We start from the raw sequence: 22,984 nt of genomic DNA, 5'->3' as shown, positions 1-22,984 counted from the left end.
CGCGCCTGAACGCCATGTCATCCGTTAGCCAGCCGGCTGAGGCACGCACGCTCCTGTTCGTCGTCGGTATGCACCGTTCCGGCACGTCAGCCCTGTGTGCCGCATTGCGCGCCTGTGGTGTAACCTTTGGTGAGCAGCTGTTGGCACCGATGGCCGGTGTCAACGACGAGGGCTTCTGGGAAGATGCCGAGGTTGTGGCCGCCAACGAGGCGCTACTGTCCGCTGCGGGTGCTCACTGGTACTCCCTGGCTTTGCCGGGTGGTGAGGCGGGCTGGCCGACCGCTGCGCTGGCACACTTCCGGGAGCAGGCCGGGGCGATCTTGCAGCGTGGCTTCGGCCCAGGTAGGGTGCAAGCGGTAAAGGACCCACGGTTTTGTATCACGCTGCCACTGTGGTTGCAGGCGTGTGCCGAACGGGGGGTCAAGGCGCAGGTGTGTACGGCGTCGCGGGCGCCACTGGAGGTGGCGCAGTCACTGCAACGCCGGGACGGCTTTCCGCTGGGCTACGGTTTACGGCTTGATCTGGCTTACCGCAAGGCGCTCGCGCCTGCACTGCCGTCAGGTTCACTGACCGTGAGTTTCCCGGAGCTGGTCGAGGATCCGGTCAAGGTCATGTTGCGGCTTGCCGAAAGTGTTCCGCTGGAGACAGGTCCGAATGCTGTGGCAATGGCTGTGCGAGGGGATTTACGTCACCACAGTGCGCCCGCCGCGAGCGAGCCATTGACGCAGCCGGTATTATCTGCCGCGGAGTTGCCGGCGCTGGAGGCCTGCATAGAGCGTCATTATCCCACCGACGCCATGCTGGCGGAGTGCGTGACCGGGTTTGTGACGCGCGGTGCTCAGCTGACTGCAGTCGGCGATGCCCATAGCCTTTCGCTGGAGACCATTGCGGCAAAGGATGAGGATATCAATGCGCTGGCGGCGGAACATAGGGAAGCCCTGGCGACCATTGCCGAGCGAGACCAGCAGATCGTCGATCTCGACAGCCGTCTGCAGGGCACGGGGGAGTGGCTTGAACGCGCGCTGGCCACCATAAAAGAGCGCGACGCGCAGGTTGCCGAGCTGGATCGCAGGCTGGCTGAAATAGGCGGTTTACACAGCCATGCCCTGGAAGTGATCGCTGAGAAGGATAGAGAGATTGCCGATATCTACGCCGTGCCGGTGATTGGCCTCGCTCTGCGGGGAGCGCGCCGGTATCGCCGGCAGTAGCGGTTTGAGCAGGCAGTTAATGACGTCAAACAGGAGTGGGCGTGCGCAGCGTTGATGTGGTAGTGCCGGTGTATACCGGCGTGGAGGAAACGCGGCGTTGCCTGGCAACCGCACTGGCGACGATTGATCCCGAGTGGGCGCGGCTTGTGCTGGTCAATGATGGTTCGCCGGACCCCGCCATCACCGCGCTGCTGCGTGATTTTGCCGCGCGCCACGCCACGGTCGTGTTGCTGGAGAACCCCGAGAATCTCGGTTTTGTCGCCACCGCCAATCGCGGCATGCAGCACGATGTTGAGCGCGACGTACTGCTGCTGAACAGCGACGTGGAGGTGGCCAACGACTGGCTGCATCGCCTGCGCGAGGCGGCCTACCACCACCCGCGTGCGGGCAGCCTCACGCCCTTCGCCAACAACGCCACCATCTGCAGCTTTCCCAATTTCTGTAAAGACAACGCGCTGCCGTTCAACCTTGATCTGGCGACAATCGACCGCGTATTCGCAGAGCAATACACCGCCGCCGATGCCTTCGAAGTGCCCACCGGCGTGGGCTGTTGCATGTACTTGCGCCGCGATTGCCTGAACGAAGTGGGTTACTTTGATGTGGAGACGTTCGGCCGCGGTTACGGTGAAGAGAACGACTGGTGCCAGCGCGCCAAGCGCGCCGGCTGGCGCAACCTGCACCTCGCCAATTGCTTTGTTTACCACAAGGGCGGGGTGAGTTTCGCCGAGGAGCAAACGCCCCGCGTGGCCAGGGCGATGGCGCTGCTGGACGCGCGCTACCCGCAGTACCATGCCGACATTCAGGCCTACGTGGCGAGTGACCCCGCGTGTACCGCGCGCACTGGAGCTGTGCTTGCCCTGTTTGCGGCGCAGCAACGGCCCAAGGTGGTCTGTCTGTCACACAAGCTGGGTGGCGGTGCGCAACAGCATGTGGACGAACTGGCCGCCCTGTATGCAGACGAAGCGCTGTTCGTGCAGCTGACACCCGCGCTGGAAGGGCAATCGGTTACGCTGAGCGTGTTCGATGCCGGGGTACGGCTCGCCGATGGGCTGCATTTTTCGGTAGAGGCTGAATTTGATGCCCTGGTCGCGCTGTTGCGCGACTTGGGTGTCGGCCACGTACATTTTCACCACACCATGGGCTTGCACCCCCGGCTCTGGATGCTGGCTGAAGCGCTGGGCTGTCACCACGACGTGACGGTGCACGACTATTATCTGATCAACGGCAACCCCACGCTCACGGATGCGGATGCGCGCTTCGTCGGCGATGGCAGTAGCGATTTTGACGCACGTTGTGCCGGTCACTACCCGCTGCCGGCAGGCGTTTCGGCGCCGGAATGGCGAGCCGGACAAAGCCTGCTGATCGAGCAGGCGTCGCGGGTGATTTTCCCCTCGGCCGACTGCGCCGCCCGTTTCCAGGCGTTTTTCAGTGTGCGTGAGGCTGTGGTCGCCTGGCATCCGGATTTCCTCGCCTCCCAGCCCTATCCGCAACCGGTGTGGCGCCATGTGCCGCCGCGCCCGCTGAAGGTGCTGGTCGTGGGTGCGATCAGTCGGGAGAAGGGCGCCGACGTACTCGAGGCCGTGGCGGATGAACTGGCGGCCTCGGGTCGCGTCGAGTTCCATTTGCTGGGCTATGCCTATCGCGCGCTGGGTAAGTCCGTCATCACGCATGGCCCCTATGCCAATGCCGATGCCTGGCGCCTGATTGAGGACATTGCCCCGGATGTTGTGTGGTTTCCCGCCCAGTGGCCCGAGACCTACAGCTACACACTGAGCCTGGCCCTGCATCTCGGCTTGCCTGTCGTGGTGCCTGACATCGGCGCGTTTGTTGAGCGCGTAGCAGGACGTCCGCTTTCCGCGATCATGCCGTGGAACAGTTCCACCGCGCAGTGGCGCGAGCTGTGGCAGGCGTATGCCGCAGGCGAGCAACCGGGCACTGCGCCGCTGCTCCCTGTGCAGACGCCCGATGCGTCGTTCTACCAGGGGGCCTATCTCGCCGCCGTGACGCCGCGCAGTGCGGCATTTGCTCCGGGGCGTATTGCATCCCTGGTGGGCAACTTGCACACCGGCGTTGCGCAGTTGAGTCGATCTGAACGCCTGCTTGGCGTTATCTGGCGCCTGAGCCGGCACCCCTTGGTGGCACGCCTCGTGTCCTGGGTGCCTTTCCGTGTGCAGCAGGCGATCAAACGCCGCTTCTCGGCGCGGCCCATGCACGATATCGTGCGCTGACGGAACGGTTTATGGCAACGGTTTACCTTCACATCGGCGCGCCCAAGACGGCCACCTCCAGCCTGCAGGCGATGCTGGCGGCACATCACGACATCCTGCTGGCACAGGGCATTCTGTATCCTGCGACCTGCCGCCACGGCGACGCCCACCACGTGCTGGTCGCGGACCTCATCGACAAGTACCAGGCGAACCCGATGCCGGACATCTGGTATGGCAGCTTTCCGCGCGGTGAGGCCTGGCAGCGCCTGCGGTCCGAGCTCGCCGCTGCGGGTCCTTCCGTGCATACGGCGATCGTCAGTTCCGAGCTGTTTTTTGGTCAGTCGATCAACATAGAGCGCATGCTGGGCGATATCCAGACGGCACTGGCCGGCCATGAGGTGCGCATTCTCATGTATCTGCGGCGCCAGGATCAGTTGTATGCCTCATTTTACAACCAGGATGTGAAAGGCGCCCGCCAGTGGCCGGGCAGTGCCTATGAGTTCTATGAAACCCACCAGATTTTCCAGCGCGACTATGACCAGGTTGTGGATATGTGGGGCGCTGCATTTGGTCACGCCAACCTGCGTGTGCGCCCGTTTGAGCCGGCACAGTGGCCCCACGGCGATATGGTCAGGGATTTCTGTCAGGTCACCGGGCTGCCACCGCTGCGGGCGGTGGGGGGAGAGCCCAACGATGGCCTGGGCGCCAATCAGCTCTACATCAAGCGCTGTCTCAACCACATCGGGTACGACAAGGCGGACAACGACCGCGTGGTTGGTCTGCTGCTGAACCTCTGTGCCGAGCCGCCGCTGAAAACGGTGCGTTACGTCAATATGGGCTGTTACGGCCGTCTGCGCGAGCGCTGGACCCGCACCAACCAGCGTCTCGGCGCTGTGGTGGGTGACGGCGGCAACTTTTTCCATGCGCCGGTGCCTGAGCCCGCTGCTGTGCCCGAGCACGCGCTCGAGCGCACGGTCCTGAGCGGGTTCCTGCAGCGCTTGCTGCGCGCAGGGCAGGCCGGCCATCTGCACACGGTGCGTGGACTGTTCGCCCGCGCCGCCCTGCTGGTTATTGCCGAGCAGGGCCTCTGGGATGCGGTGCCGCGCGCTGACAGAGTCACCCTGGAATCCTGGGTGTAGATGCGGTGGGCATGAGCGCAGCAAACGGTGGCTGGCAGTCCGCGGTGTTCAACCGCCGTATGCTCGTCTGCGTGTTCACGGGCCTGGCTTCGGGCATGCCCTTGTACGTCCTCCTGCAACTGGTGCCGGCCTGGTTGCGTGACCAGGGCGTTTCCCTCGCAGAAATCGGTTTGTTTGCCCTGGTGGGCATTCCTTATGTGTGGAAGTTTCTCTGGGCGCCGTTGATGGATCGCTGGATCCCGCCGCTGCTGGGCCGGCGTCGGGGCTGGATGTTTTTGTGCCAGCTGGCGCTGATTGCCTCCATCGGTGTGCTGGGCGCGTTCAACCCGCAGCAGTCCACCTGGGTGATTGCCTGGCTTGCCTTTGGTGTGGCGTTTTTCAGTGCCAGCCAGGATGTGGCTCTGGACGCTTTTCGCCGGGAAATTCTTCCGGATCGTGAGTTGGGTTTGGGTAACGCCATTCACGTGCAGGCCTATCGGATATCCAGTTTGATTCCGGGCTCCCTGTCGCTGATCCTGGCCGACATTCTGCCCTGGAGCACCGTGTTCTGGATAACCGCCGCGTTCATGCTGGTGGCGTTGTGCACGAGCCTGCTGGTGGATGAACCGGACTCCGAGTTGCCCACCGGCACGGGGCTGCGGGAGGCGGTGGTCGCGCCGTTTTCGGAGTACCTGCAGCGCCGTGGCTGGGCGGGTGTCTGCCTGGTGATCGGCTTCATGGTGCTCTACAAGATCGGCGACAACATGGCCACAGCGCTGGCGACCCCGTTCTATATCGATATGGGGTTTACCATGACGGAGATCGGCGTGGTGGCCAAGAATGCGGCGCTGTGGCCGGCGATCGTGGGCGGTTTAGTGGGCGGCGTGGCCATGTTGCGCTTGGGGATAAACCGGTCGTTGTGGGTCTTCGGTGTCGTTCAGTTGCTCAGCATCCTCGGTTTTGCCGTGTTGGCTGGCAGCGGTCCGCTGCTCTGGTTGCTGGCGGTGGTCATCGCGTTTGAGTACCTGGGTGTGGGCATGGGCACGGCGGCCTTTACCGCGTTTATTGCCCGTGAGACCAGCCGCATGTATGCGGCGACACAGTTCGCCCTGTTTACCGCTATTGCCGCCTTGCCCAGAACGTTTGCCAACGCCAGTACCGGTGTCATTGTCGAGGCGGTAGGCTGGCAGCCGTTCTTCCTGCTCTGTACGCTGCTTGCGGTGCCTGGCATGCTCTTGCTGCTGTGGGTGGCACCCTGGCGGGAGGCCTCGGTATGACCGCGCAACCCCGGCGTGTGATCGCCATACTCGGCATGCACCGCAGCGGCACCAGTTGCCTGACGGGCTCGTTGCAGGAGGCGGGCCTGGAACTCGGTGAGCACCACACCTGGAACCCCTATAATCGCAAGGGCAACCGGGAAAACCAGGATTTTGTCGACTTGCACGACACGATTCTGGCCGCCAATGGCGGTGCCTGGGACAACCCGCCAGCCACCGGCGAATGGTCACCCGATCATCGTGAGCGCGCCCGTGAACTGCTCGCGGAGTATGCGGACGTAGAGGCACTGGGGTTCAAGGACCCCCGCTGCCTGTTGTTATTGGCGGGCTGGCGTGAACTGGTGCCCGGCCTGGAGCGGGTGGGTATTTTTCGCCATCCTGATGCCGTTGCCGCGTCACTCGCGAACCGCAGTCAGATTCCGCGCGAGCAGGCATTGTCGCTCTGGTATGCCTACAATCGCCTGCTTTTCCGGGAATATCGGCGACAACCTTTCCCGCTGCTGTGTTTCGATGACGGGGAGGAACCGTTCAACCGGAAGGTGGACGCCGTGATCGGCCGTTTGCAGCTGCGCCCCGTGGCCTCCCCGGCCCGCTTTTACGACAACTCGCTGAAAACCCACGACGGTGGTATGCCGCTGCGCCTGCCATGGAAAGTTCGCTATCTGTATCGCCGTTTGCGGTGGGCAAGCCTGTGAGTATGACAACCTGTTCCGCGGATAGCGTGGCGGTAAGGCAGCCAGTCCGTTACTATCTGCACACGCCACTGAGGCCGCCAAACGGATAATAAATGCTGGCACGTTTTCTCAAAAAAGATGATCGCACTGCGCGCGGCAAGGATGTGCTCACTGTCAGCTTTGTGGTGATCGTCTACGATATGCCTTTGCAGGCCGAAAACACCGTGCGCTCACTTCTGCCCGGCTACCAGTTGGGTGTCAGCGGTGACGAGTACGAGGTCATTGTGGTGGAGAATGCGTCGGCCAACACCATGCGTCCGGAGTTCCTGCAGGGCCTGCCAGCCAACGTGCGCTATTTCCTGCGTGAGAACCCCGAATCCAGCCCGGCGCGGGCCATCAATTTCGGCGCGGAACAGGCGCGCGGTGAAAACATCTGCGTCATCATTGATGGCGCGCGCATGCTCACTCCGGGGGTGGTGCGCACCATTCTCATGGGACACCGGCTGAGTGACAGCGCGGTGGTGGCAATTCCCGGCTATCACCTGGGGCGTGAACTGCAACAGGAGGCGGTGAACAGCGGCTACAGCCTGGAGCAGGAGCGCACCCTGCTCAGCTCGATCGCCTGGCCGGAGGCCGGTTATCGCCTCTTTGATATCGCCTGCTTCAGCGGCTCAAGCGCGCCGGGCCTGTTCATGCCCAACAGCGAGAGCAACTGTATCAGTATCCCTCGCGAGATCTGGCAGGGGCTGGGTGGGTACGATGAGCGCTTCGACTTGCGCGGCGGCGGTTTGATCAACCTCGACCTGTACAAGCGGGCCTGCGAATATCCGGGGGTACAGCACATTATCGCGCCCGGCGAGGGTACCTTCCATCAGTTCCACGGCGGTGTCACCACGGGCGGGCAGAGCCGTGAGAAGCGTGAGGCGTATATCGAGCAGAGCAAGGCCCAATACCGTGAGCTGCGCGGGGAGGAGTTTGTCAGCCCCACCAGCCAGCCCCTTTACCTTGGGGAGATTCCCGAGCAGGCGCAGAAGTTTGTGCATTATTCCGCCACTCGCGTGCTGATGGCGCGTGGCGAAGCCCCCCTGACCCATGGCCCGGCCTGAGGATACCCAGTGAGTAGCAAGATCTATTTCCCGCCTTCGTTGCAGCGCTTTGAACCCCGGCGCATGGTGTTCAGTACCTGGGTGGATCACCTGCCGTTTGCCTACGACCTTGTGACGGCCATTCGGCCCGGACTGGTGGTGGAGTTGGGCGTATACAACGGGCTGTCGTTTTTCACCTTCTGCCAGGCCATGGTAGAAAATGATATTGACGGTGTCGCCTATGCCATCGATTGCTGGGAAGGCGATGAACATACCGACGCCTATGACGACTCGGTGTACCAGGACGTACAGCAGCATGCACGTGAGCACTATCGCGGTATCACCTACCTGCTGCGCATGTATTTCAACGAGGCCCTGCGCCACTTTGAAGACAACAGCATCGATCTCCTGCATATCGATGGCTTACATACCTACGAGGCGGTCAAGGAGGACTTCAGCAACTGGTACCCGAAAGTGCGCCCAGGTGGCATTGTGTTGTTTCATGATGTGATGGCCAAACTCAAGGATTTTGGTGCGTGGAAGTTCTTCGAGGAGCTGGAGGCGAGTCACGGGGAGATTTTCAAGTTCAATCACGGGTTTGGCCTTGGGGTGCTGCGCAAACCCGGTGGTGCGCCGGTGCAAACAGAGCTCACGGAGCTGCTGTTTTCCGGCGAGCCAGAAACTGAAAAACGCCTGCGCCAGTTCTACTCCCACGCAGCGCACTTCCTCGAGGCGCGCCGACAGGCCAAGCGTTTCAAGCCGAAGGACAGTGCCTACGCCCCCAAGGGAGGGCAGGGCAAGCAGGCCGAGGAGAACTGAGCATGCCGGAAGTCGAGGCGGCGAGCGATACACTGCTGGCACAGGCTCTTGCTTTTCGGGAGCAAGGCGACTGGTCTCAGGCGCTGGCCTGCCTGACTCGCGCCAACGCGCAACACCCTTCTGCAAGCTTGCAACAGCAGCTGGTCGACTGGCGTATCGAGGCTGGTCGCAGTCCTTCCGCAGCATCGGCGGGGGAGGCTCACACTGCAGTGGGGCATGCCTCGCACCCCCCCGGCGCTGACACTGGTGCCAGTGCCATTCCCGAGGTGTCGCCCGGCGAGCTGACAGCAGCACGATTGCATGAGGCCATTCACGGCAGCGGCGCCCTGATTGTGCGCGGTTTGCTGGAGGCATCTGTCGCGGAGGAATTACGCGAGCAGATTGAGCGTGTTGTGGGCGCCCGGGAGGATCCCGAGAATTTTCCCTCGGTGGAACCCGAAGCGGCCTGGTACGCGCGTTCGCCTGAGATCCGGGGTGCGCCGGCGCAGCTTTTCCGTCGTCCTGGGCAAGCTGCTGAAAGCAGTTCCATATGGGTTGCCGATTCACCGCGCATGGCCTGTGAGTTGCTGGCGCTGTATGAACGTCTGGGCTTGCCTTCGTTACTCAAAGCCTATTTTGGTGAGCCGGCCAGGTTATCCGTCAAGAAGTGGGTTTTACGTAAAATGGCGCCGAAAAAAAACGGCAACGCAGGCTGGCACCAGGACGGTCGCTTTCTTGGCGAACACATCCGCTCGGTGAACCTGTGGCTGGCGCTGAGTGATTGTGGTGGCGGGGCGCCGGCGCCGGGCATGGACCTGCTGGTTGACGGGCGTCGGGAAATTCATCCCACGGGCACCGATGGTGCCTGGTTCGACTGGACCGTGGGGCCCGAGCGCGTGGCCCGACTGGCAACCGAGGCACCCATAAGCCAGCCCCGTTTCGCACCGGGTGATGCGCTGTTGTTTGATCACTTCAGCCTGCATCGCACCGCGCTGGAGGATCACCACAACGCCCTGCGCTATGCGATCGAGGCCTGGTTTTTTGCTGCCTCGACGGCACCGGCGCGGCAGCAGCCGCTCTACATCTGACCCGCGGAGCGCGCTCGCCCAGCATGCAACTGTCCGTTATCGTCATTGCTTATGCCATGCAGCGCGAAATGCCGCGCACCCTGCAGGCGCTTGCGCGCAGCTACCAGACGATTGGCGCTGACCTCGACTACGAGGTGATCCTGGTGGACAACGGCTCGCCGGAGCCGCTGCGGACAGATGCGCTACCCGACGATGTGCCGGTGCAGCTGCTGCGCATTGAAGGCGCCGCGCCGTCCCCCGCCCAGGCGCTGAATCGCGCGGCGGAGCTGGCACGCGGTGACGTACTCTGCCTGATGATCGATGGTGCACACCTGCTCACCCCGGGCGTGTTCGAATGGGCCCTGCGCGCCTTTGCCGCCTTTCCCTGCCCGGTGGTGGCGGCCCGCTATTTCTATATGGGGCCGGGTGAGCAACCCGAGACTGTGTTGCAAGGCTACAACCAGGCAGCCGAGGACGCCCTGTTACAGCACATTGACTGGCCGCGCGACGGTTATCGACTGTTCGAAGTGGGCACGCCCCTGTCAGGGGGGGCCGCCAATATTACCTGGTTCAACCGCATGTTCGAGTCAAACTGCCTGTTCATGACCCGCGAGCACTATTTTGCCGTGGGCGGCAGCGATGAGCGCTTTGATCTGCCGGGCGGTGGCTTTCTCAACCTGGACCTGTATAAACGGGCGCTGGACGCCGCGGGCGCGGTGTCGGTGCAACTGGTGGGGGAAGGCAGCTTTCACCAGGTGCATGGCGGGACCACGACCAATAGCGAGCGCCTGGCGCGCGAGGCGAAACTGGCAGACTATCGCCGGCAATACGAGACACTTCGCGGCCACAGCCAGCTATTGAGTGACAAACCCCTGCAGTTTCTGGGCCATTTGCCCACCCAGGCGTCCAAGATACACCTGCGCAAGCGCCGGGGGTGACCGCGTTGGGCGCCGTGTGCTGTCAGCCCGCGGCCTGACGCCATAGTGCCGGCACAGGTCGCGCCAGCATGGCACTCAGCTCCTCTACGTTGGCCTCGAGCAGTGCACGGTACTCGGGTTGGTCAGCAAGGTTATGCGCTTCCCCGGGGTCCGTTTCCAGATCGTAGAGAATGTGTACATCCGCCACCGTGTGCCAGATGTGTTTGTAGCGTCCACGCCGCAACATCGGGAACCCTTCCAGGGTGCCGCAAAATACGGGTCGCTCAGAGGGTTGCTCGCCCCCCGCGAGCACGCGCAGCAGGCTTCTGGAGTCCAGGTCATTACAGGGGCTGGGCAGCCCCACCAGATCGAGTACGGTGGCAACGTAGTCAAAACTCTGCACTGGCTGGGTCACCCTGCGACCACCAGTGACCCCGGTCCCTGCCATGAAGAAGGGCACGCGGGCGATGTCATCGAAGGGTAGCCAGGGAATCTTGCCGAGGAAACCGCGGTGGCCGCCGTAGTCGCCGTGATCAGAGAGGAAGATCACCAGTGTGTTGGTGAGATCCACATCTGCGAGCAGCTCACCGATCTTGTCGTCCACATGGTTGATGCCGGCGCGTATCGCGGCGAGTACCTGGGGCAGGTGCTCGGCGGGGTGGTGGTCCACGCGATCGGGCTCAAAAAACGTGCCGCGCGGTTGGCGCACGGTGATGTTGGAAAAGGGCCAGGGCAGGCCGTTGTTACTCTCCATGCCGGATTGCGGCAGCGCCTGGTCTGCCGCGTGATAGCGCGAGGCATAGGGCTCGGGAGGGCTGTAGGGCGTGTGTGGGTCGGTGTAGGAAACTACTGTAAACCATGGCTTGTTGCGCCGGGCCGGAGCGCCAAGGAAGTGCCGGGCGTGATGGGTGATCCAGTGCGTGGGATGATACTCCTGCGCATAGGGGAAAACGCGCGGCATGCCTGGTCGGTGGAAGCGCACATCTTCGCGACCGGTGCCGTTGATCCAGCGGCGGTAGTCGTCGGCTTCATCACGTGGATAGCCTGCGGGCAGGTGTTCGCACATGGCCATGGTGTCAAAACCGTGCTGGGCACGTATGGGCGAAAAATGCATTTTGCCGAACAGGGCTGTGTCGTAGCCCGCATCCCTCAACGCATGCGCCAGCGTCCAGTACCCCTCGGTCAATGCCAGGCCACTGGCCGTCTTGGCGCGCGGTCGGTCGCCACCGCCACGGGGTACACGGTGAGGTAATAGCCCCGTGAGCAGGGAGGAACGTGCCGGGATACAGGCGGTGTCGCTGCTGTAGGCGTGCTCGAAGATCACGCCACCTGCCGCCAGCGCGTCCAGGTGCGGCGTGTCAGTTGCCTCTCCCTGACGCCGGTAACCGAGGGAGTCGTAGCGCTGCTGATCCGTCATCAACAGGAGGATGTTGGGTGTTTGGGGCATGGGGTTGATTCTACACGGGTAGCGCGCGTTTACGGCGCAGGAAAGGCTTTTCCAGCCACTGATAGCTTGCCAGGGAGAGCGCCAGCGATAGCGCGAGCGCTGCCGCAGGCATGAGATAGAGCCAACCTGAAGCATGGTACGCTGCGGCTCCCATGGATTCGCGCATGGGATAGATCAGGTAGAACAGCACGGGCACATGTACCAGGTACAGTGAATAGGAGAGCTTGCCGACAATTGCCAGCGCACGATTCACCAGCAGGCCTTTCGCGGGGACATTCCCGAGCAGCAGGCAGAGGATGATAACCGCCCAAAGTGCCGCCTCGTAGCTGTGGTGGATGTGCCAGCTGCGTTCTGCAGCCCCCGTTCCCATCTGTGTCACAGCCAGCAGAAGGCGCTCGAGTAGTGCGAGGGCTGTCAGCAGCAGCAGTAAAACGCACCAGCGCGCAAGCTGGGGCTGCCGTGACACGGCCGATGCCTGCAACAGGCGCAGCCAGATTGCCGCCGCCACTATACCGGCAAGGAAAGCGGGCGCGCGCGCAAATACCGATTTGGTGAGCAAGAATGATTTATCGCTGGCCAGTGCCCCAAAGAGCACGAGGTTTGCATAGCAGGCTGCCCAGGCCAGCAGCAGGGCGATGCACAGCAGGCGGGGCCAGCGGCCTCGTGTCCAGAGCACCATGCCGACCGGGAGCAGCAGGTAGAATTGCACCTCGGTCACCAGCGTCCACCAAACGACACTGTAGGGGAATGCCTGAAAGCCAACGAACTGGAACAGGGCTGCCCGGGCGACGGTGGCGGTATTGCCGGTGAGCAACCAGGTCAGCAGCAGGGCAATGTAGTAGAGCGGCACAATGCGCAGTGCCCGAGCTTTGAAGTAGGCGCCCAGTAGCGGCTTCGGCTGCGTCGCGTCGGCGGCGTGGCGCAGCCAGGGCAGGGAGAGCAGGAAGCCACTCAAGACAAAAAACAGGGTGACGCCGGTGTTGCCACCTGCAATCAAGGAAAGCCCCGGCGCTGGACTGGTGGGCAACTGCAGGCTGCTGAGCCCCCAGGCGTGGAACAGGAACACCAGCAATATCGCCAGGCCTCGCGCACAGTCCAGCTCACGCAGGTAGGTGCGACGGTCGCGCAAGCCCTCGGCGAGATCCAGTGTTGAAGTGACCGTTGCTCCGCTGGGAGTGGCCCCGGAGGGGTTCAGCATGGCGAGCCGGTTTCCGGCCTCCAGCGGTAGGTGGCGAGAGCGATACGATCGCCAGTGCGCAGGGGCACGCCCTCACGCAGAAGCCGCTCGCGTTGCAACCGGCCTGCAGCGGAGTCCGCGGGCAAGGCCACTTTGCCGGCGCTGTTGATCACGCGGTGCCAGGGAACACGCGTATCGCCAGGCAACTGGCGCAGGGCCCAGCCCACCCGTCGCGCCGCGCGCCCGAGCCCCGCGAAACGCGCAATGTCGCCGTAGGTCGACACCCGGCCCCGGGGGATGCCGGACACGACCTGCCAGATGCGTTGGTTGGTGCCTCGCGTGCCTGTTTCCACGAACCGTCTCACATTGCGCCAGGCGCGTATGGTGTTATGTTTTGCCGCCGGGGGCAAGCCATCGGCACAGCCCTGACCCTGCGGGCGCGCCACACTTTACTTCGCTGCGCGCACTGCGCAAGATTGGCGCTGTTGAGTCCAGTGATGACCGCCCATGACGTCCGATATACCCGAGTATCTCCCGCTCAAGGTTGCCAATGCGCTGCTGCCGGATGCGCCTGCCTTGCGGGCGCACATGGAGCAGGACGGCTACCTGTTCCTGCGCGGCTTGTTGCCGTTGGATGTGCTGCATGCCGTGCGTGAGGACGTGACCGGCGTGTTGCAGGCGATCGGCTGGATACGTGGCGGGCCAGAGCGGTTGGCGGCGCAGGCGCAGGTGCTGCCCTGCCGCGAGGGCGAGCCCCGTTATTTTGAAGCCCTTGACCGAATCCAGCGGCTGGAGAGCTTCCACTCCCTGGCTCACGAGCCGGCATTGCTGCAACTGATGACCCTGTTACTGGGGGAGGGAGCGTTCCCGCACCCCCTCGGCGTCATGCGCCTGGTCTTCCCCGACAACCCCGAGGTCACCACGCCACCCCATCAGGATTTCCGGAATAATCAGGGCACCCCGCGTCTGACCGCAGCCTGGATACCACTGGCTGACTGCCCCCTGGACAGCGGCCCGCTGGCGATTCTGCCCGGTTCACACCGCAGCGGGGTGTTGCCCTTGTCATTTCACCTCGGCCCCGGGAACCGACAGGCAGTACTGCCGGATGAGCTGGCCGCTGCGCGCTGGGCAACAGCGGATTTTTGCGCCGGGGATGTGCTGTTGTTCCCGGCACTCACGGTACACCGTGCCCTGCCCAACCGGCACCCGAGCCGCATGCGCCTGTCTGTGGACTTTCGCTACCAACCGGCCGGAGAACCGCTGACGGAACAATGCCTGCAGCCGCATTTTGCACGCCAGTCCTGGGATGAGATCTATCGCGGCTGGCACTCGTCTGATCTGCAGTATTACTGGCACAAACGGCACTACACGGTGGTGCCCTGGGATGCATCGCTGCACGCCCTGCCCGAGGAGCACTGGGATCAGGCGCTGCGTGAAGACATGATCTACGAGCGGGTGCGGCAACGGCGTTTCCGCAGTCGCGCACAGCCTCGGGACGAAGGTTGAGTCGCGCCGCCTCGTCTACCAGGTGACTGGTACCTGGTTCAGGGGGGCAGCGCTCTGGCCGAAGAACCAGGTCTCGATGGCATAGCGCGGGCGCTGGAAATCGCTGCGGTACTGGGTACGGTGCAGGAAAAGGTGATCGAACAGCAGTGCATCGCCCGCGTTGAATACCGGGGCGATGGGCGGTGTGTCACGGAAGTGGTCGTTGACCGACTCCGGGCTCACAGACCAGTCGAAGAGTGCGCCATTGGCCGCGACAATCTCCGTCAGGCGCGTCGGCACCACGTCCATGCCGGGCGCCCCGGTGTCTCCGCCGCAGCGTGTAAGCGGTATCCAGAGGTTGATGCTGTTGATGTCGGCGCCCATGAAGGCGCCATCCTGGTGCCACCCCGCTTGGTGCACGGGCAAACGGGTCTTGCGCAGGACCCATTTCTTCACCGACAGGCAGGGCGCCTCACTGAGGTAGTCGGTAAACAGCGCTTTCAGGCCAAGGCTCTCGTACAGCTGAAGCAGGACTTCTGCCACGCTGGGCGCTTCGGCGCACATGGCAGAACCGGAGTCGCGGTGGAAGGCCCGTGAGCGCCCCAGCTCGCCGCCGGGCATTTTCTCGCGCAGGGCATCCGGCGGGGCGTAGTAATGCCGGGTGAACGGTTCCGCACCATCGCAGGCGGCGGTCACGCGATCAATGGCCCGCACCAGCTCGGGGTGTAATGCCTCGGGGAGCAGGTTGCGCACCAGCAGCGCACCGTGGGTGCGCACCGCATCGCGCAATACGTCAGCGGTGAGATTCCGGGCCTGAATTTCCGGCAGGCCATGGCCTGGCGGCCCTGCGGGTTCCGGTTCTGTCGCCCTCGTCGTGCCTCTGGCGGGAGCGGGTGTTGTGGGTCGCCAGTTGCGTATCCGCAGTGACAGGCGCTGTGCGTCGTCTTCCACGCAACGGCTTTCCAGTTCGGTCGCCTTGGGTGGCGGTGAGTGCATGGGGGGTGGCTCCTGCCGCGTGCGAGGGCGGCCGCGGATGATCATTCACGCCGGTATGGTCGGGCTTTTCGCGGGAAGGGGCAAGTCGGCGTTGGTTGCGGCACGTTGTATTTCAACTTTCAGCCCCCATACTGTGTAGTCAGGAGGGGCGTCCTATCATGCGATTGTTGATTCTGTTGTTGCCCTGGCTGGAGCTGCTTACCCTGATCCAGCTGGGCATTGAAACCAGTGCGTTGACCGCGCTGGCCTACGTGCTGTTCACCCTGCTGCTGGGGTTCTGGCTGCTGCGCCGCCAGGGTATGGATATTTTCCAGAGGCTGCGTGACGCCCAGCAGGGCGCGGTGCCCGGGCCACAGCTGTTGCTGGACGACATGGCGATGGGCCTCGCAGCGGTATTGCTGATGGTGCCGGGACTGTTGTCGGATGTGGCCGCCCTGGTGGTGATGATCGGGCCATTGCGACGGCGTCTGGTGCGCTGGCTGAGTGGCCCGCAGGCTCAGGCCTATCGCCCGGAACAGGACAGCGCCGGTCCCACAACGCTGGAGGGGGAGTACCGGCGGGTTGACGAGTAGCACCCCTAACTCTCTGAAAAATAGACCTAAAGTGCTTCGGACTCGAATGCGTTTACGAGGCGTTGCCCAGCGCTGGTGCCGGTGTGTCAATAAATTTGGCACTCTCGGAAAAAGAGTGCCAAAACTCCCTTGAATTCCTTCCGTCAGCCCCAATATCCCGAGCAAGCCCCGAAGGGGTCTGCCCAACGCGGGCCTGTATAACACTGTAATCAGGAGAACGTGATCGATGAAAATTCGTCCGCTGTACGACCGTGTGGTCGTTCGTCGCAAGGAAGAGGAAGAAACTACGGCTGGTGGTATTGTCCTGCCGGGTTCCGCCAAGGAAAAGCCGAACCAGGGTGAAGTGATTGCGGTAGGCGACGGCAAGGTGCTGGAAAACGGCGAGCTGCGCGCCCTGGCCGTCAAGGTCGGCGACAAGGTGGTGTTTGGCCAGTACGCCGGCAGCAACACTATCGAGGTCGATGGTGAAAAACTGATCATCATGGGTGAAAGCGAAATCTTCGCGATCGTCGAGTGACTTTCAGCCGTTTCCCAACAATCTAGTATCGAATTAAAGGATTCTGATCATGGCAGCTAAAGATGTAATTTTCGGCGATGACGCGCGCCAGCGCATGCTGAAAGGTATCAACGTACTGGCCGACGCAGTAAAGGCCACCCTCGGTCCCAAGGGCCGCAACGTTATTCTGGACAAGTCCTTCGGTGCCCCTACCGTCACCAAGGACGGCGTATCCGTCGCCAAGGAAATCGAGCTGAAGGACAAGTTCGAAAACATGGGCGCACAGATGGTCAAGGAAGTCGCCTCGCAGGCGTCTGACCAGGCTGGTGACGGCACCACAACCGCCACCGTGCTTGCACAATCCATCGTCAACGAGGGCCTCAAGTCCGTCGCCGCCGGTATGAACCCGATGGACCTGAAGCGCGGGATCGACAAGGCAATTGCAGCCGCTGTTGCGCAAATTCAGGATGCCGCCAAGCCCTGTGAAGACAGCAAGGCAATCGCTCAGGTGGGCACCATCTCCGCCAACAGCGACCACGCCGTCGGTCAGATCATTGCGGAAGCGATGGACAAGGTTGGCAAGGAAGGCGTTATCACGGTTGAAGAAGGTTCCGGCCTGGAAAACGAGCTGGATGTGGTAGAAGGCATGCAGTTTGACCGCGGTTACCTGTCGCCCTACTTCATTAACAACCAGGAGAACATGAGTGCTGACGTCGAGTCGCCCTTCATCCTGCTGGTCGACAAGAAAATCTCCAACATCCGCGAAATGCTGCCTCTGCTGGAGCAGGTCGCCAAGTCGTCGCGTCCGCTGGTGATCATCGCCGAAGACGTTGAAGGTGAGGCGCTGGCCACCCTGGTGGTCAACAACATGCGCGGCATCGTGAAGGTTGCGGCGTGTAAAGCACCCGGCTTCGGCGATCGTCGCAAGGCCATGCTGCAGGACATCGCTATCCTGACCGGTGGCACGGTGATCTCCGAGGAAGTGGGCATGGACCTCGAGTCCACTACGCTGGAGCACCTGGGCAGCGCCAAGCGCGTGACCATGGACAAGGACAACACCACCATCATTGATGGCGCCGGTGAAGTCTCGGCTATCGAAGCCCGCGTCAAGGAAGTGCGTGTACAGATCGAGAACACCTCTTCCGACTACGATCGCGAGAAGCTGCAAGAGCGTGTTGCCAAACTGGCTGGCGGTGTTGCCGTGATCAAGGTAGGCGCTGCCACCGAGATCGAGATGAAGGAAAAGAAAGCCCGCGTTGAAGATGCTCTCCACGCAACGCGTGCGGCGGTAGAAGAAGGCGTGGTCGCTGGCGGTGGTGTTGCGCTGGTGCGTGCAGTCGACGCAATTCGCGACCTCAAGGGCGACAACGAAGACCAGAACCACGGTATTGCAGCAGCGCTGCGTGCCATGGAAAACCCGCTGCGCCAGATTGTAGCGAACGCGGGTGGCGAAGCCTCAGTTGTGCTGGACAAGGTCCGTCAGGGCAAGGGCAACTACGGCTACAATGCAGCCACCGGTGAATACGGCGACATGATCGAGATGGGTATTCTTGATCCCGCCAAGGTCACCCGCACGGCACTGCAGGCTGCAGGCTCCGTGGCCGCGCTGATGATCACCACTCAGGTGATGATCGCCGATTCACCGGAAGACAGTGCGTCATCCGGTGGTGGCATGCCTGATATGGGCGGCATGGGTGGTATGGGCGGCATGGGCGGCATGATGTAAGCCAGGCACTTCCCCTACCTCTGAAAACCCCGCCTTGTGCGGGGTTTTTTTTGTCTGCTGGCATCGGCACGGGGGCAGTTACGCAGACGCTGGCAGCGTGTACAATCAAGCCGGTAACATAACGACAACAAGGAAACTCTCATGAACATGTTTATTGTCGATTTCGTTTTTCGTTGGGCGCACGTGCTGTTCGGTATCACCTGGATAGGCATGCTGTACTACTTCAACTTCGTGCAGACCGAGTACTTCAAGGAAGCCGAGGCGGGCGCCAAGGCGGACGCCATGAAGAAGCTCGCGCCGCGCGCGCTGTGGTGGTTCCGTTGGGGCGCCATGTTTACCTTCCTCACCGGTTTCATTCTGCTTATGGCGGCGCGTCCCTTTGGCAATATGGGCGCCAGCGCGTTGATCCTCATGGGCTCCCTCACCGGCACTTTGATGTTCCTGAACGTCTGGCTGATCATCTGGCCCAACCAGAAAATTGTGCTGGGGCTGGCAGAGGGTGACGGTCCGGTTGCCGCGGCAAAGGCAGGCCTGGCATCGCGCACCAACACCCTGTTTTCAGGGCCTATGCTGTTCGGCATGCTCGGTGCCAAGCACGCGCCGTTCATCACGCCCAGCACCACGGGCCTGATTGCCTGTGCCGCCCTGATTCTGGCGCTGGAGGCCAACGCGCTGTTCGGCAAGCAGGGCCCCATGACCAAGGTGGTCGGGGTGATTCACATGAGCATCCTGCTCACCGGTGTGGTCTGGGCGCTGCTCGCCTTCCTGTAACGCCCTCTGCGCCGGGCCGCCATGTGCGCCCGGCGCAAGCCTGCTTCTTCCGCACTTGCCGCTCTGCAACAGCAGGGCTGCCCATGTATAATGCCCCCCACATTTCACGCCAGTGACCTACCATGTCTCAGGACGATATCGATCATATGCCGCCCATTGTCCCCTCGCGGGAGACCGGGCAGGAACCTGTTGCACCCAAACCGCGTGGCAGCAAGCCGGACAAGGGGCGCGCGGGCAATACGCGGCCGCCGGCTGGCGGTGGGGGTGGCACTGCGGGTGGCGGCAGCAGCCTCCTTTTGCGTTTGATGCTGGTCATCGCCCTCGCCGTGGCGGGTGTCGCCTGCGCCTGGGCCTATCAGCTGCAACAGGCGCTGGACAGCAGCGCGGCACAGATGGAGCGCTATGCCAAGCGTATTTCCGATCTGGAGGACCGGCTTTCAGATACCGATGAGGGCCTCAGCCAGAACACGCAGGCCATGGCGGTCAAGATCAAGGAGCTCTATTCCGAAGTCGACAAACTGTGGGCCTCTGCCTGGCGCCGGAACAAGGCGGCTATCGAGGAGCTGGAGAAAACCAGTGCCAGCCAGGTGAGGAAAGTCGCTGCCGCCGAGAAAACGCTGGCCGCTAATGCCGAGCAGATCAAGAGCGCCTCCGGCGACATCGCGCGCCTGAAAAGCGTGGCGGGCGACCTGGAACGCCTGATGGCCAGTGCCAAGGCCAATCAGGCCGAGGTGGAACGCGTTGCCGACAGCGTCAACCGGGTGAACGTGGAGCTTGCCAAGCTGAACAAGCGGGTGCAGGAAAACGAGGACTGGGTGAACTCCATCAACACATTCCGCGGCCAGATCAACCGCTCGATTACTGACCTGCAATCTTCCGTGCGCAATCTGCAGTCAGCGCCCTCGACTCCCTAGACCGACAGCAAGGACTCCTGCCATGACCGTTATCCGTCAGGATGATTTTATCGACAGCGTCGCCGACGCCCTGCAGTTCATTTCCTACTACCACCCGCTGGACTTCGTACAGGCCGTGCACCGGGCCTGGGAGATGGAGCAGAACCCGGCCGCGAAGGATGCCATGGCGCAGATTCTGATTAATTCCCGTATGTGCGCCCAGGGTCATCGTCCCATCTGCCAGGATACCGGCATTGTGACCGTGTTCCTGAAAATTGGCATGAACGTGCGCTGGGACGCCACGCTGTCGGTAGCGGATATGGTAAACGAAGGTGTGCGCCGGGCGTACACGCATCCGGACAACGTACTGCGCGCGTCTATCCTTGAGGACCCGGCCGGAGCGCGGCGCAACACCAAGGACAACACCCCCGCCGTGATCCATATGGAGGTGGTGCCGGGCGATACCGTGGACGTGCAAGTGGCCGCCAAGGGCGGTGGCTCGGAAAACAAATCCAAGCTGGCCATGCTCAATCCCTCTGACAGCATTGTGGACTGGGTGGTGAAGACCGTGCCTACCATGGGTGCTGGCTGGTGCCCGCCGGGCATGCTCGGCATCGGCATCGGCGGCACTGCAGAAAAAGCGGCACTGATGGCGAAGGAGTCCCTGATGGACCCGGTCGACATCCATGAGCTGCGCAAACGCGGCCCCGCCAACCGGGCCGAGGAGCTGCGCCTGGAAATCATGGATGCGGTCAACCGGCTGGGCATTGGCGCCCAGGGCCTGGGTGGCCTCACCACCGTGCTGGACGTCAAGATCCGGGATTACCCGACCCACGCGGCGTCGCTGCCGGTGGCGATGATCCCCAACTGTGCGGCCACCCGCCACGCGCATTTCGTGCTTGATGGCAGCGGCCCCGCACTGCAGACCCCCCCCAACCTCGACGATTGGCCGGAGATTACCTGGGAGGTGGGTGAGCAGGTGCGGCGTGTCAACCTGGACACGGTGACGCCGGAGGAGGCAGCCCAGTGGCAGCCGGGCGATACCCTGTTGTTGTCGGGCAAGATGCTGACTGGGCGCGATGCCGCGCACAAGAAAATGAAAGAGCTGATCGACAGTGGGGAAGGTCTGCCGGCGGAGGTCGACCTGAAGGGCCGGTTCATCTATTACGTGGGCCCCGTGGACCCGGTGCGCGATGAGGTTGTCGGGCCTGCAGGCCCCACCACATCAACCCGCATGGACAAGTTCACCGACTTTATCCTCGATAAAACCGGCCTGCTGGGCATGATCGGCAAGGCAGAGCGCGGCCCCACCGGCATTGAAGCGATCAAGAAGCACAAGGCGGTGTATCTTATGGCGGTAGGGGGTGCGGCCTACCTGGTGTCGAAAGCCATTACCTCGGCGCGTGTGGTGGCCTTCCCCGAGCTGGGCATGGAGGCCATCTACGAATTCGAGGTGCGGGACATGCCGGTCAGTGTGGCGGTCGATTCGCGCGGTGTTTCCGTGCATGAAACCGGTCCGCGCATCTGGCAGGCGAAGATCGAAGAGCAGGCGCTTGAGCTGATCTGAGCCGCGCGCTCACATTCTCATGGCAACCTTCTACTGGCACGACTACGAAACCTTCGGGGCCGATCCGGGCTGGGACAGGCCCGTACAGTTTGCGGGCCTGCGTACCGATGCCGATCTCAACGTCATCGGTGACCCACTGGTACTGTATGCCCGCCCCGCGGACGACTTCCTGCCACACCCCATGGCCTGCCTGATCACCGGCATCACCCCGCAACTCGCGTTGGAAAAGGGCGTGCCGGAGTGCGAGTTCATTGCCCGCATCCACGCCGAGCTGGCTCAGCCCGGCACCTGCGCGGTGGGTTACAACTCACTGCGTTTCGACGATGAAATTACGCGCCACACGCTCTATCGGAACTTCTTCGACCCCTATGCCCGTGAATGGCAGAACGGCAACTCCCGTTGGGACATTATCGACCTGCTGCGCACGGCCTGGGCGCTGCGCCCGGAGGGTATCGAGTGGCCGCGGCGCGAGGACGGGCATGTCAGTTTCAAGCTGGAGCAACTGACGGCAGCCAATGGCATTGCACACAGCGCCGCCCACGATGCCCTGGCCGATGTTGAGGCGACCCTGGCGATGGCGCGGCTGGTGCGTGAACGGCAACCCAAGCTGTATGCCTGGGTTCTGCAGAGTCGCGACAAGCGTTGGGTGCAGGGGCAGTTGCAGGTGGGCGGGTTGAAACCCGTTGTGCACATTTCCGGGATGTTCGGCGCCGAGCGCTTCAATACGGCGCTGATCGTGCCGCTGGCAACACACCCGAAAAATCGCAACGAGGTTATCTGTGTCGACCTCAACGACGACCCGGCGCTGTTGCGCGAGCAGCCGGTGCCGGTGCTGCAGCAGACGTTGTTTGCGCGCCGCGAGGCCTTGGCCGAAGGGCAGCAGCGTCCAGGCCTGAAGACGGTACACACCAACCGCTGTCCGGTGCTGGCGCCAGCGAGCATGGTGACCCCCGAGGTCGCTGCGCGCATTGGCCTGGACGGTGCGCGCTGCCGGCGGCATCTCGCGGCCCTGCGCGACTGGCACCAGGCCGATGCGCAGGGCATGATCGAGAAATTGCAGGCCGTGTACGCGGGGCGCGAGTTCGCACCGGTCACCGACCCCGATCGCATGCTCTACAGCGGCGGATTTTTCTCCGATGCGGACCGGCGTGCGATGGATAAGGTGCGCGCCGCCAGCCCGGACGCGCTGGCTGGAGAGTCCTTTGTGTTTGAAGATGCCCGCCTGCCGGAGATGCTGTTTCGCTATCGTGCGCGCAACTTCCCGCACACCCTGTCGGCCAGCGAGCGCGCCCAGTGGGACGAGTTCCGGCTACAGCGTATCGCCGAACCCGATGCCGCTTCCGCGCTCGGCATGGAGGCCTATCAGGAACTTGTCGACGCCCTGCTGCAGGAGGAGCGTCCGGCGCGCGAGCACGCGGTGCTCGAGGCCCTTCTGGAATACGGTGACGCGCTGCTGGCCTGAACGGGCCATGGGCAAGCGGCCAGCGCAGGCCGTATAATAGC

The 22,984-nt window shown here is 62.8% G+C and carries 21 protein-coding genes; 17 read left to right on the top strand and 4 right to left on the bottom strand.

Translation table 11 applies throughout. From position 1 onward, the window contains the following. Positions 1 to 14: 14 nt before the first annotated feature. From EGJ68_RS15080 to EGJ68_RS15040, 9 genes are all read left to right on the top strand, one after another. A complete protein-coding gene (locus EGJ68_RS15080; protein WP_123035397.1) occupies positions 15 to 1,208 on the top strand; it encodes a sulfotransferase family protein in 1,194 nt (397 codons plus the stop codon). Between the two features lie 41 nt (positions 1,209 to 1,249). Further along, positions 1,250 to 3,436, top strand: a complete 2,187-nt coding sequence (locus EGJ68_RS15075; protein WP_158283694.1) for a glycosyltransferase — start codon at positions 1,250 to 1,252, stop codon at positions 3,434 to 3,436. Between the two features lie 11 nt (positions 3,437 to 3,447). Then, entirely contained in the window at positions 3,448 to 4,554 is a 1,107-nt protein-coding gene (locus tag EGJ68_RS15070) for a hypothetical protein (RefSeq protein ID WP_123035395.1), read from the top strand. An 11-nt stretch (positions 4,555 to 4,565) separates the two neighbouring features. Continuing rightward, complete coding sequence (locus EGJ68_RS15065; protein WP_123035394.1) at positions 4,566 to 5,810, top strand: AmpG family muropeptide MFS transporter; 1,245 nt, start codon at positions 4,566 to 4,568, stop codon at positions 5,808 to 5,810. Then, complete coding sequence (locus EGJ68_RS15060) at positions 5,807 to 6,505, top strand: sulfotransferase family protein (protein ID WP_123035393.1); 699 nt, start codon at positions 5,807 to 5,809, stop codon at positions 6,503 to 6,505. Before EGJ68_RS15065 ends, EGJ68_RS15060 begins: the two co-directional genes overlap by 4 nt. Before the next feature lie 92 nt (positions 6,506 to 6,597). Next, positions 6,598 to 7,590: a glycosyltransferase family 2 protein gene (locus EGJ68_RS15055; RefSeq protein WP_123035392.1), complete on the top strand. Its 993-nt coding sequence runs from the start codon at positions 6,598 to 6,600 to the stop codon at positions 7,588 to 7,590. 9 nt (positions 7,591 to 7,599) lie between these two features. Beyond that, positions 7,600 to 8,388: a class I SAM-dependent methyltransferase gene (locus tag EGJ68_RS15050; protein WP_123035391.1), complete on the top strand. Its 789-nt coding sequence runs from the start codon at positions 7,600 to 7,602 to the stop codon at positions 8,386 to 8,388. A gap of 2 nt (positions 8,389 to 8,390) precedes the next feature. Beyond that, complete coding sequence (locus tag EGJ68_RS15045; protein ID WP_123035390.1) at positions 8,391 to 9,455, top strand: phytanoyl-CoA dioxygenase family protein; 1,065 nt, start codon at positions 8,391 to 8,393, stop codon at positions 9,453 to 9,455. Between the two features lie 23 nt (positions 9,456 to 9,478). Further along, a complete protein-coding gene (locus EGJ68_RS15040) occupies positions 9,479 to 10,372 on the top strand; it encodes a glycosyltransferase family 2 protein (RefSeq protein WP_123035389.1) in 894 nt (297 codons plus the stop codon). 22 nt (positions 10,373 to 10,394) lie between these two features. Here EGJ68_RS15040 and EGJ68_RS15035 read toward each other — a convergent pair whose 3' ends face one another. From EGJ68_RS15035 to EGJ68_RS15025, 3 genes are read right to left on the bottom strand one after another with little or no spacing between them, the layout of a single operon-like run. Further along, positions 10,395 to 11,798, bottom strand: a complete 1,404-nt coding sequence (locus EGJ68_RS15035; RefSeq protein WP_158283693.1) for a sulfatase family protein — start codon at positions 11,796 to 11,798, stop codon at positions 10,395 to 10,397. Between the two features lie 10 nt (positions 11,799 to 11,808). Beyond that, a complete protein-coding gene (locus tag EGJ68_RS15030) occupies positions 11,809 to 12,996 on the bottom strand; it encodes an acyltransferase family protein (RefSeq protein ID WP_123035387.1) in 1,188 nt (395 codons plus the stop codon). Beyond that, entirely contained in the window at positions 12,990 to 13,328 is a 339-nt protein-coding gene (locus EGJ68_RS15025; protein ID WP_199228067.1) for an MGMT family protein, read from the bottom strand. The genes EGJ68_RS15030 and EGJ68_RS15025 overlap by 7 nt, the downstream gene beginning before the upstream one ends. A gap of 154 nt (positions 13,329 to 13,482) precedes the next feature. On the opposite strand from EGJ68_RS15025, the gene EGJ68_RS15020 reads away from it, so the two are divergent. Next, entirely contained in the window at positions 13,483 to 14,481 is a 999-nt protein-coding gene (locus EGJ68_RS15020) for a phytanoyl-CoA dioxygenase family protein (RefSeq protein WP_123035386.1), read from the top strand. Positions 14,482 to 14,496: 15 nt separating this feature from the next. On the opposite strand, the gene EGJ68_RS15015 is transcribed toward EGJ68_RS15020, so the two are convergent. Continuing rightward, positions 14,497 to 15,456, bottom strand: a complete 960-nt coding sequence (locus EGJ68_RS15015) for a phytanoyl-CoA dioxygenase family protein (RefSeq protein ID WP_123035385.1) — start codon at positions 15,454 to 15,456, stop codon at positions 14,497 to 14,499. A 158-nt stretch (positions 15,457 to 15,614) separates the two neighbouring features. Here EGJ68_RS15015 and EGJ68_RS15010 point away from each other — a divergent pair, with 158 nt between their 5' ends. From EGJ68_RS15010 to sbcB, 7 genes are all read left to right on the top strand, one after another. Continuing rightward, the gene (locus EGJ68_RS15010; protein WP_123035384.1) at positions 15,615 to 16,028 is read left to right on the top strand and encodes an FxsA family protein; all 414 of its coding nucleotides are present in this window, start codon (positions 15,615 to 15,617) and stop codon (positions 16,026 to 16,028) included. Between the two features lie 226 nt (positions 16,029 to 16,254). After that, complete coding sequence (locus EGJ68_RS15005) at positions 16,255 to 16,545, top strand: co-chaperone GroES (RefSeq protein ID WP_027949676.1); 291 nt, start codon at positions 16,255 to 16,257, stop codon at positions 16,543 to 16,545. A gap of 49 nt (positions 16,546 to 16,594) precedes the next feature. Next, entirely contained in the window at positions 16,595 to 18,250 is a 1,656-nt protein-coding gene (gene groL / locus EGJ68_RS15000) for a chaperonin GroEL (protein ID WP_123035383.1), read from the top strand. Between the two features lie 147 nt (positions 18,251 to 18,397). After that, positions 18,398 to 19,021, top strand: coding sequence for a urate hydroxylase PuuD (locus EGJ68_RS14995; protein WP_123035578.1), 624 nt, complete (start codon positions 18,398 to 18,400; stop codon positions 19,019 to 19,021). A 122-nt stretch (positions 19,022 to 19,143) separates the two neighbouring features. Continuing rightward, positions 19,144 to 19,935 carry a hypothetical protein gene (locus EGJ68_RS14990; RefSeq protein ID WP_233248851.1) on the top strand — a complete coding sequence of 264 codons (792 nt, stop codon included), beginning with the start codon at positions 19,144 to 19,146 and terminating at the stop codon, positions 19,933 to 19,935. A gap of 22 nt (positions 19,936 to 19,957) precedes the next feature. Next, a complete protein-coding gene (locus EGJ68_RS14985) occupies positions 19,958 to 21,481 on the top strand; it encodes a fumarate hydratase (RefSeq protein ID WP_123035382.1) in 1,524 nt (507 codons plus the stop codon). Positions 21,482 to 21,500: 19 nt separating this feature from the next. Then, on the top strand, positions 21,501 to 22,943 hold the full coding sequence (gene sbcB / locus EGJ68_RS14980) for an exodeoxyribonuclease I (RefSeq protein WP_123035381.1): 1,443 nt from the start codon (positions 21,501 to 21,503) through the stop codon (positions 22,941 to 22,943). Positions 22,944 to 22,984: the final 41 nt, after the last annotated feature.

The organism is Haliea alexandrii, from assembly GCF_003719295.1.
In the GTDB taxonomy this organism is placed as follows: Bacteria; Pseudomonadota; Gammaproteobacteria; order Pseudomonadales; family Halieaceae; genus Haliea; species Haliea alexandrii.
This window is presented reverse-complemented; position numbering and strand designations above follow the sequence as displayed.

What these genes read in the sequence shown, in the direction of transcription:
- EGJ68_RS15080 (WP_123035397.1), top strand. Translation starts at nt 15, where the DNA reads ATGTCATCCGTTAGCCAGCCGGCTGAGGCACGCACGCTCCTGTTCGTC.
- EGJ68_RS15070 (WP_123035395.1), top strand. Translation starts at nt 3,448, where the DNA reads ATGGCAACGGTTTACCTTCACATCGGCGCGCCCAAGACGGCCACCTCC.
- EGJ68_RS15065 (WP_123035394.1), top strand. Translation starts at nt 4,566, where the DNA reads ATGAGCGCAGCAAACGGTGGCTGGCAGTCCGCGGTGTTCAACCGCCGT.
- EGJ68_RS15060 (WP_123035393.1), top strand. Translation starts at nt 5,807, where the DNA reads ATGACCGCGCAACCCCGGCGTGTGATCGCCATACTCGGCATGCACCGC.
- EGJ68_RS15055 (WP_123035392.1), top strand. Translation starts at nt 6,598, where the DNA reads ATGCTGGCACGTTTTCTCAAAAAAGATGATCGCACTGCGCGCGGCAAG.
- EGJ68_RS15045 (WP_123035390.1), top strand. Translation starts at nt 8,391, where the DNA reads ATGCCGGAAGTCGAGGCGGCGAGCGATACACTGCTGGCACAGGCTCTT.
- EGJ68_RS15040 (WP_123035389.1), top strand. Translation starts at nt 9,479, where the DNA reads ATGCAACTGTCCGTTATCGTCATTGCTTATGCCATGCAGCGCGAAATG.
- EGJ68_RS15035 (WP_158283693.1), bottom strand. Translation starts at nt 11,798, where the DNA reads ATGCCCCAAACACCCAACATCCTCCTGTTGATGACGGATCAGCAGCGC.
- EGJ68_RS15030 (WP_123035387.1), bottom strand. Translation starts at nt 12,996, where the DNA reads ATGCTGAACCCCTCCGGGGCCACTCCCAGCGGAGCAACGGTCACTTCA.
- EGJ68_RS15020 (WP_123035386.1), top strand. Translation starts at nt 13,483, where the DNA reads ATGACGTCCGATATACCCGAGTATCTCCCGCTCAAGGTTGCCAATGCG.
- EGJ68_RS15015 (WP_123035385.1), bottom strand. Translation starts at nt 15,456, where the DNA reads ATGCACTCACCGCCACCCAAGGCGACCGAACTGGAAAGCCGTTGCGTG.
- EGJ68_RS15010 (WP_123035384.1), top strand. Translation starts at nt 15,615, where the DNA reads ATGCGATTGTTGATTCTGTTGTTGCCCTGGCTGGAGCTGCTTACCCTG.
- EGJ68_RS15005 (WP_027949676.1), top strand. Translation starts at nt 16,255, where the DNA reads ATGAAAATTCGTCCGCTGTACGACCGTGTGGTCGTTCGTCGCAAGGAA.
- groL (WP_123035383.1), top strand. Translation starts at nt 16,595, where the DNA reads ATGGCAGCTAAAGATGTAATTTTCGGCGATGACGCGCGCCAGCGCATG.
- EGJ68_RS14995 (WP_123035578.1), top strand. Translation starts at nt 18,398, where the DNA reads ATGTTTATTGTCGATTTCGTTTTTCGTTGGGCGCACGTGCTGTTCGGT.
- EGJ68_RS14990 (WP_233248851.1), top strand. Translation starts at nt 19,144, where the DNA reads ATGTCTCAGGACGATATCGATCATATGCCGCCCATTGTCCCCTCGCGG.
- EGJ68_RS14985 (WP_123035382.1), top strand. Translation starts at nt 19,958, where the DNA reads ATGACCGTTATCCGTCAGGATGATTTTATCGACAGCGTCGCCGACGCC.
- sbcB (WP_123035381.1), top strand. Translation starts at nt 21,501, where the DNA reads ATGGCAACCTTCTACTGGCACGACTACGAAACCTTCGGGGCCGATCCG.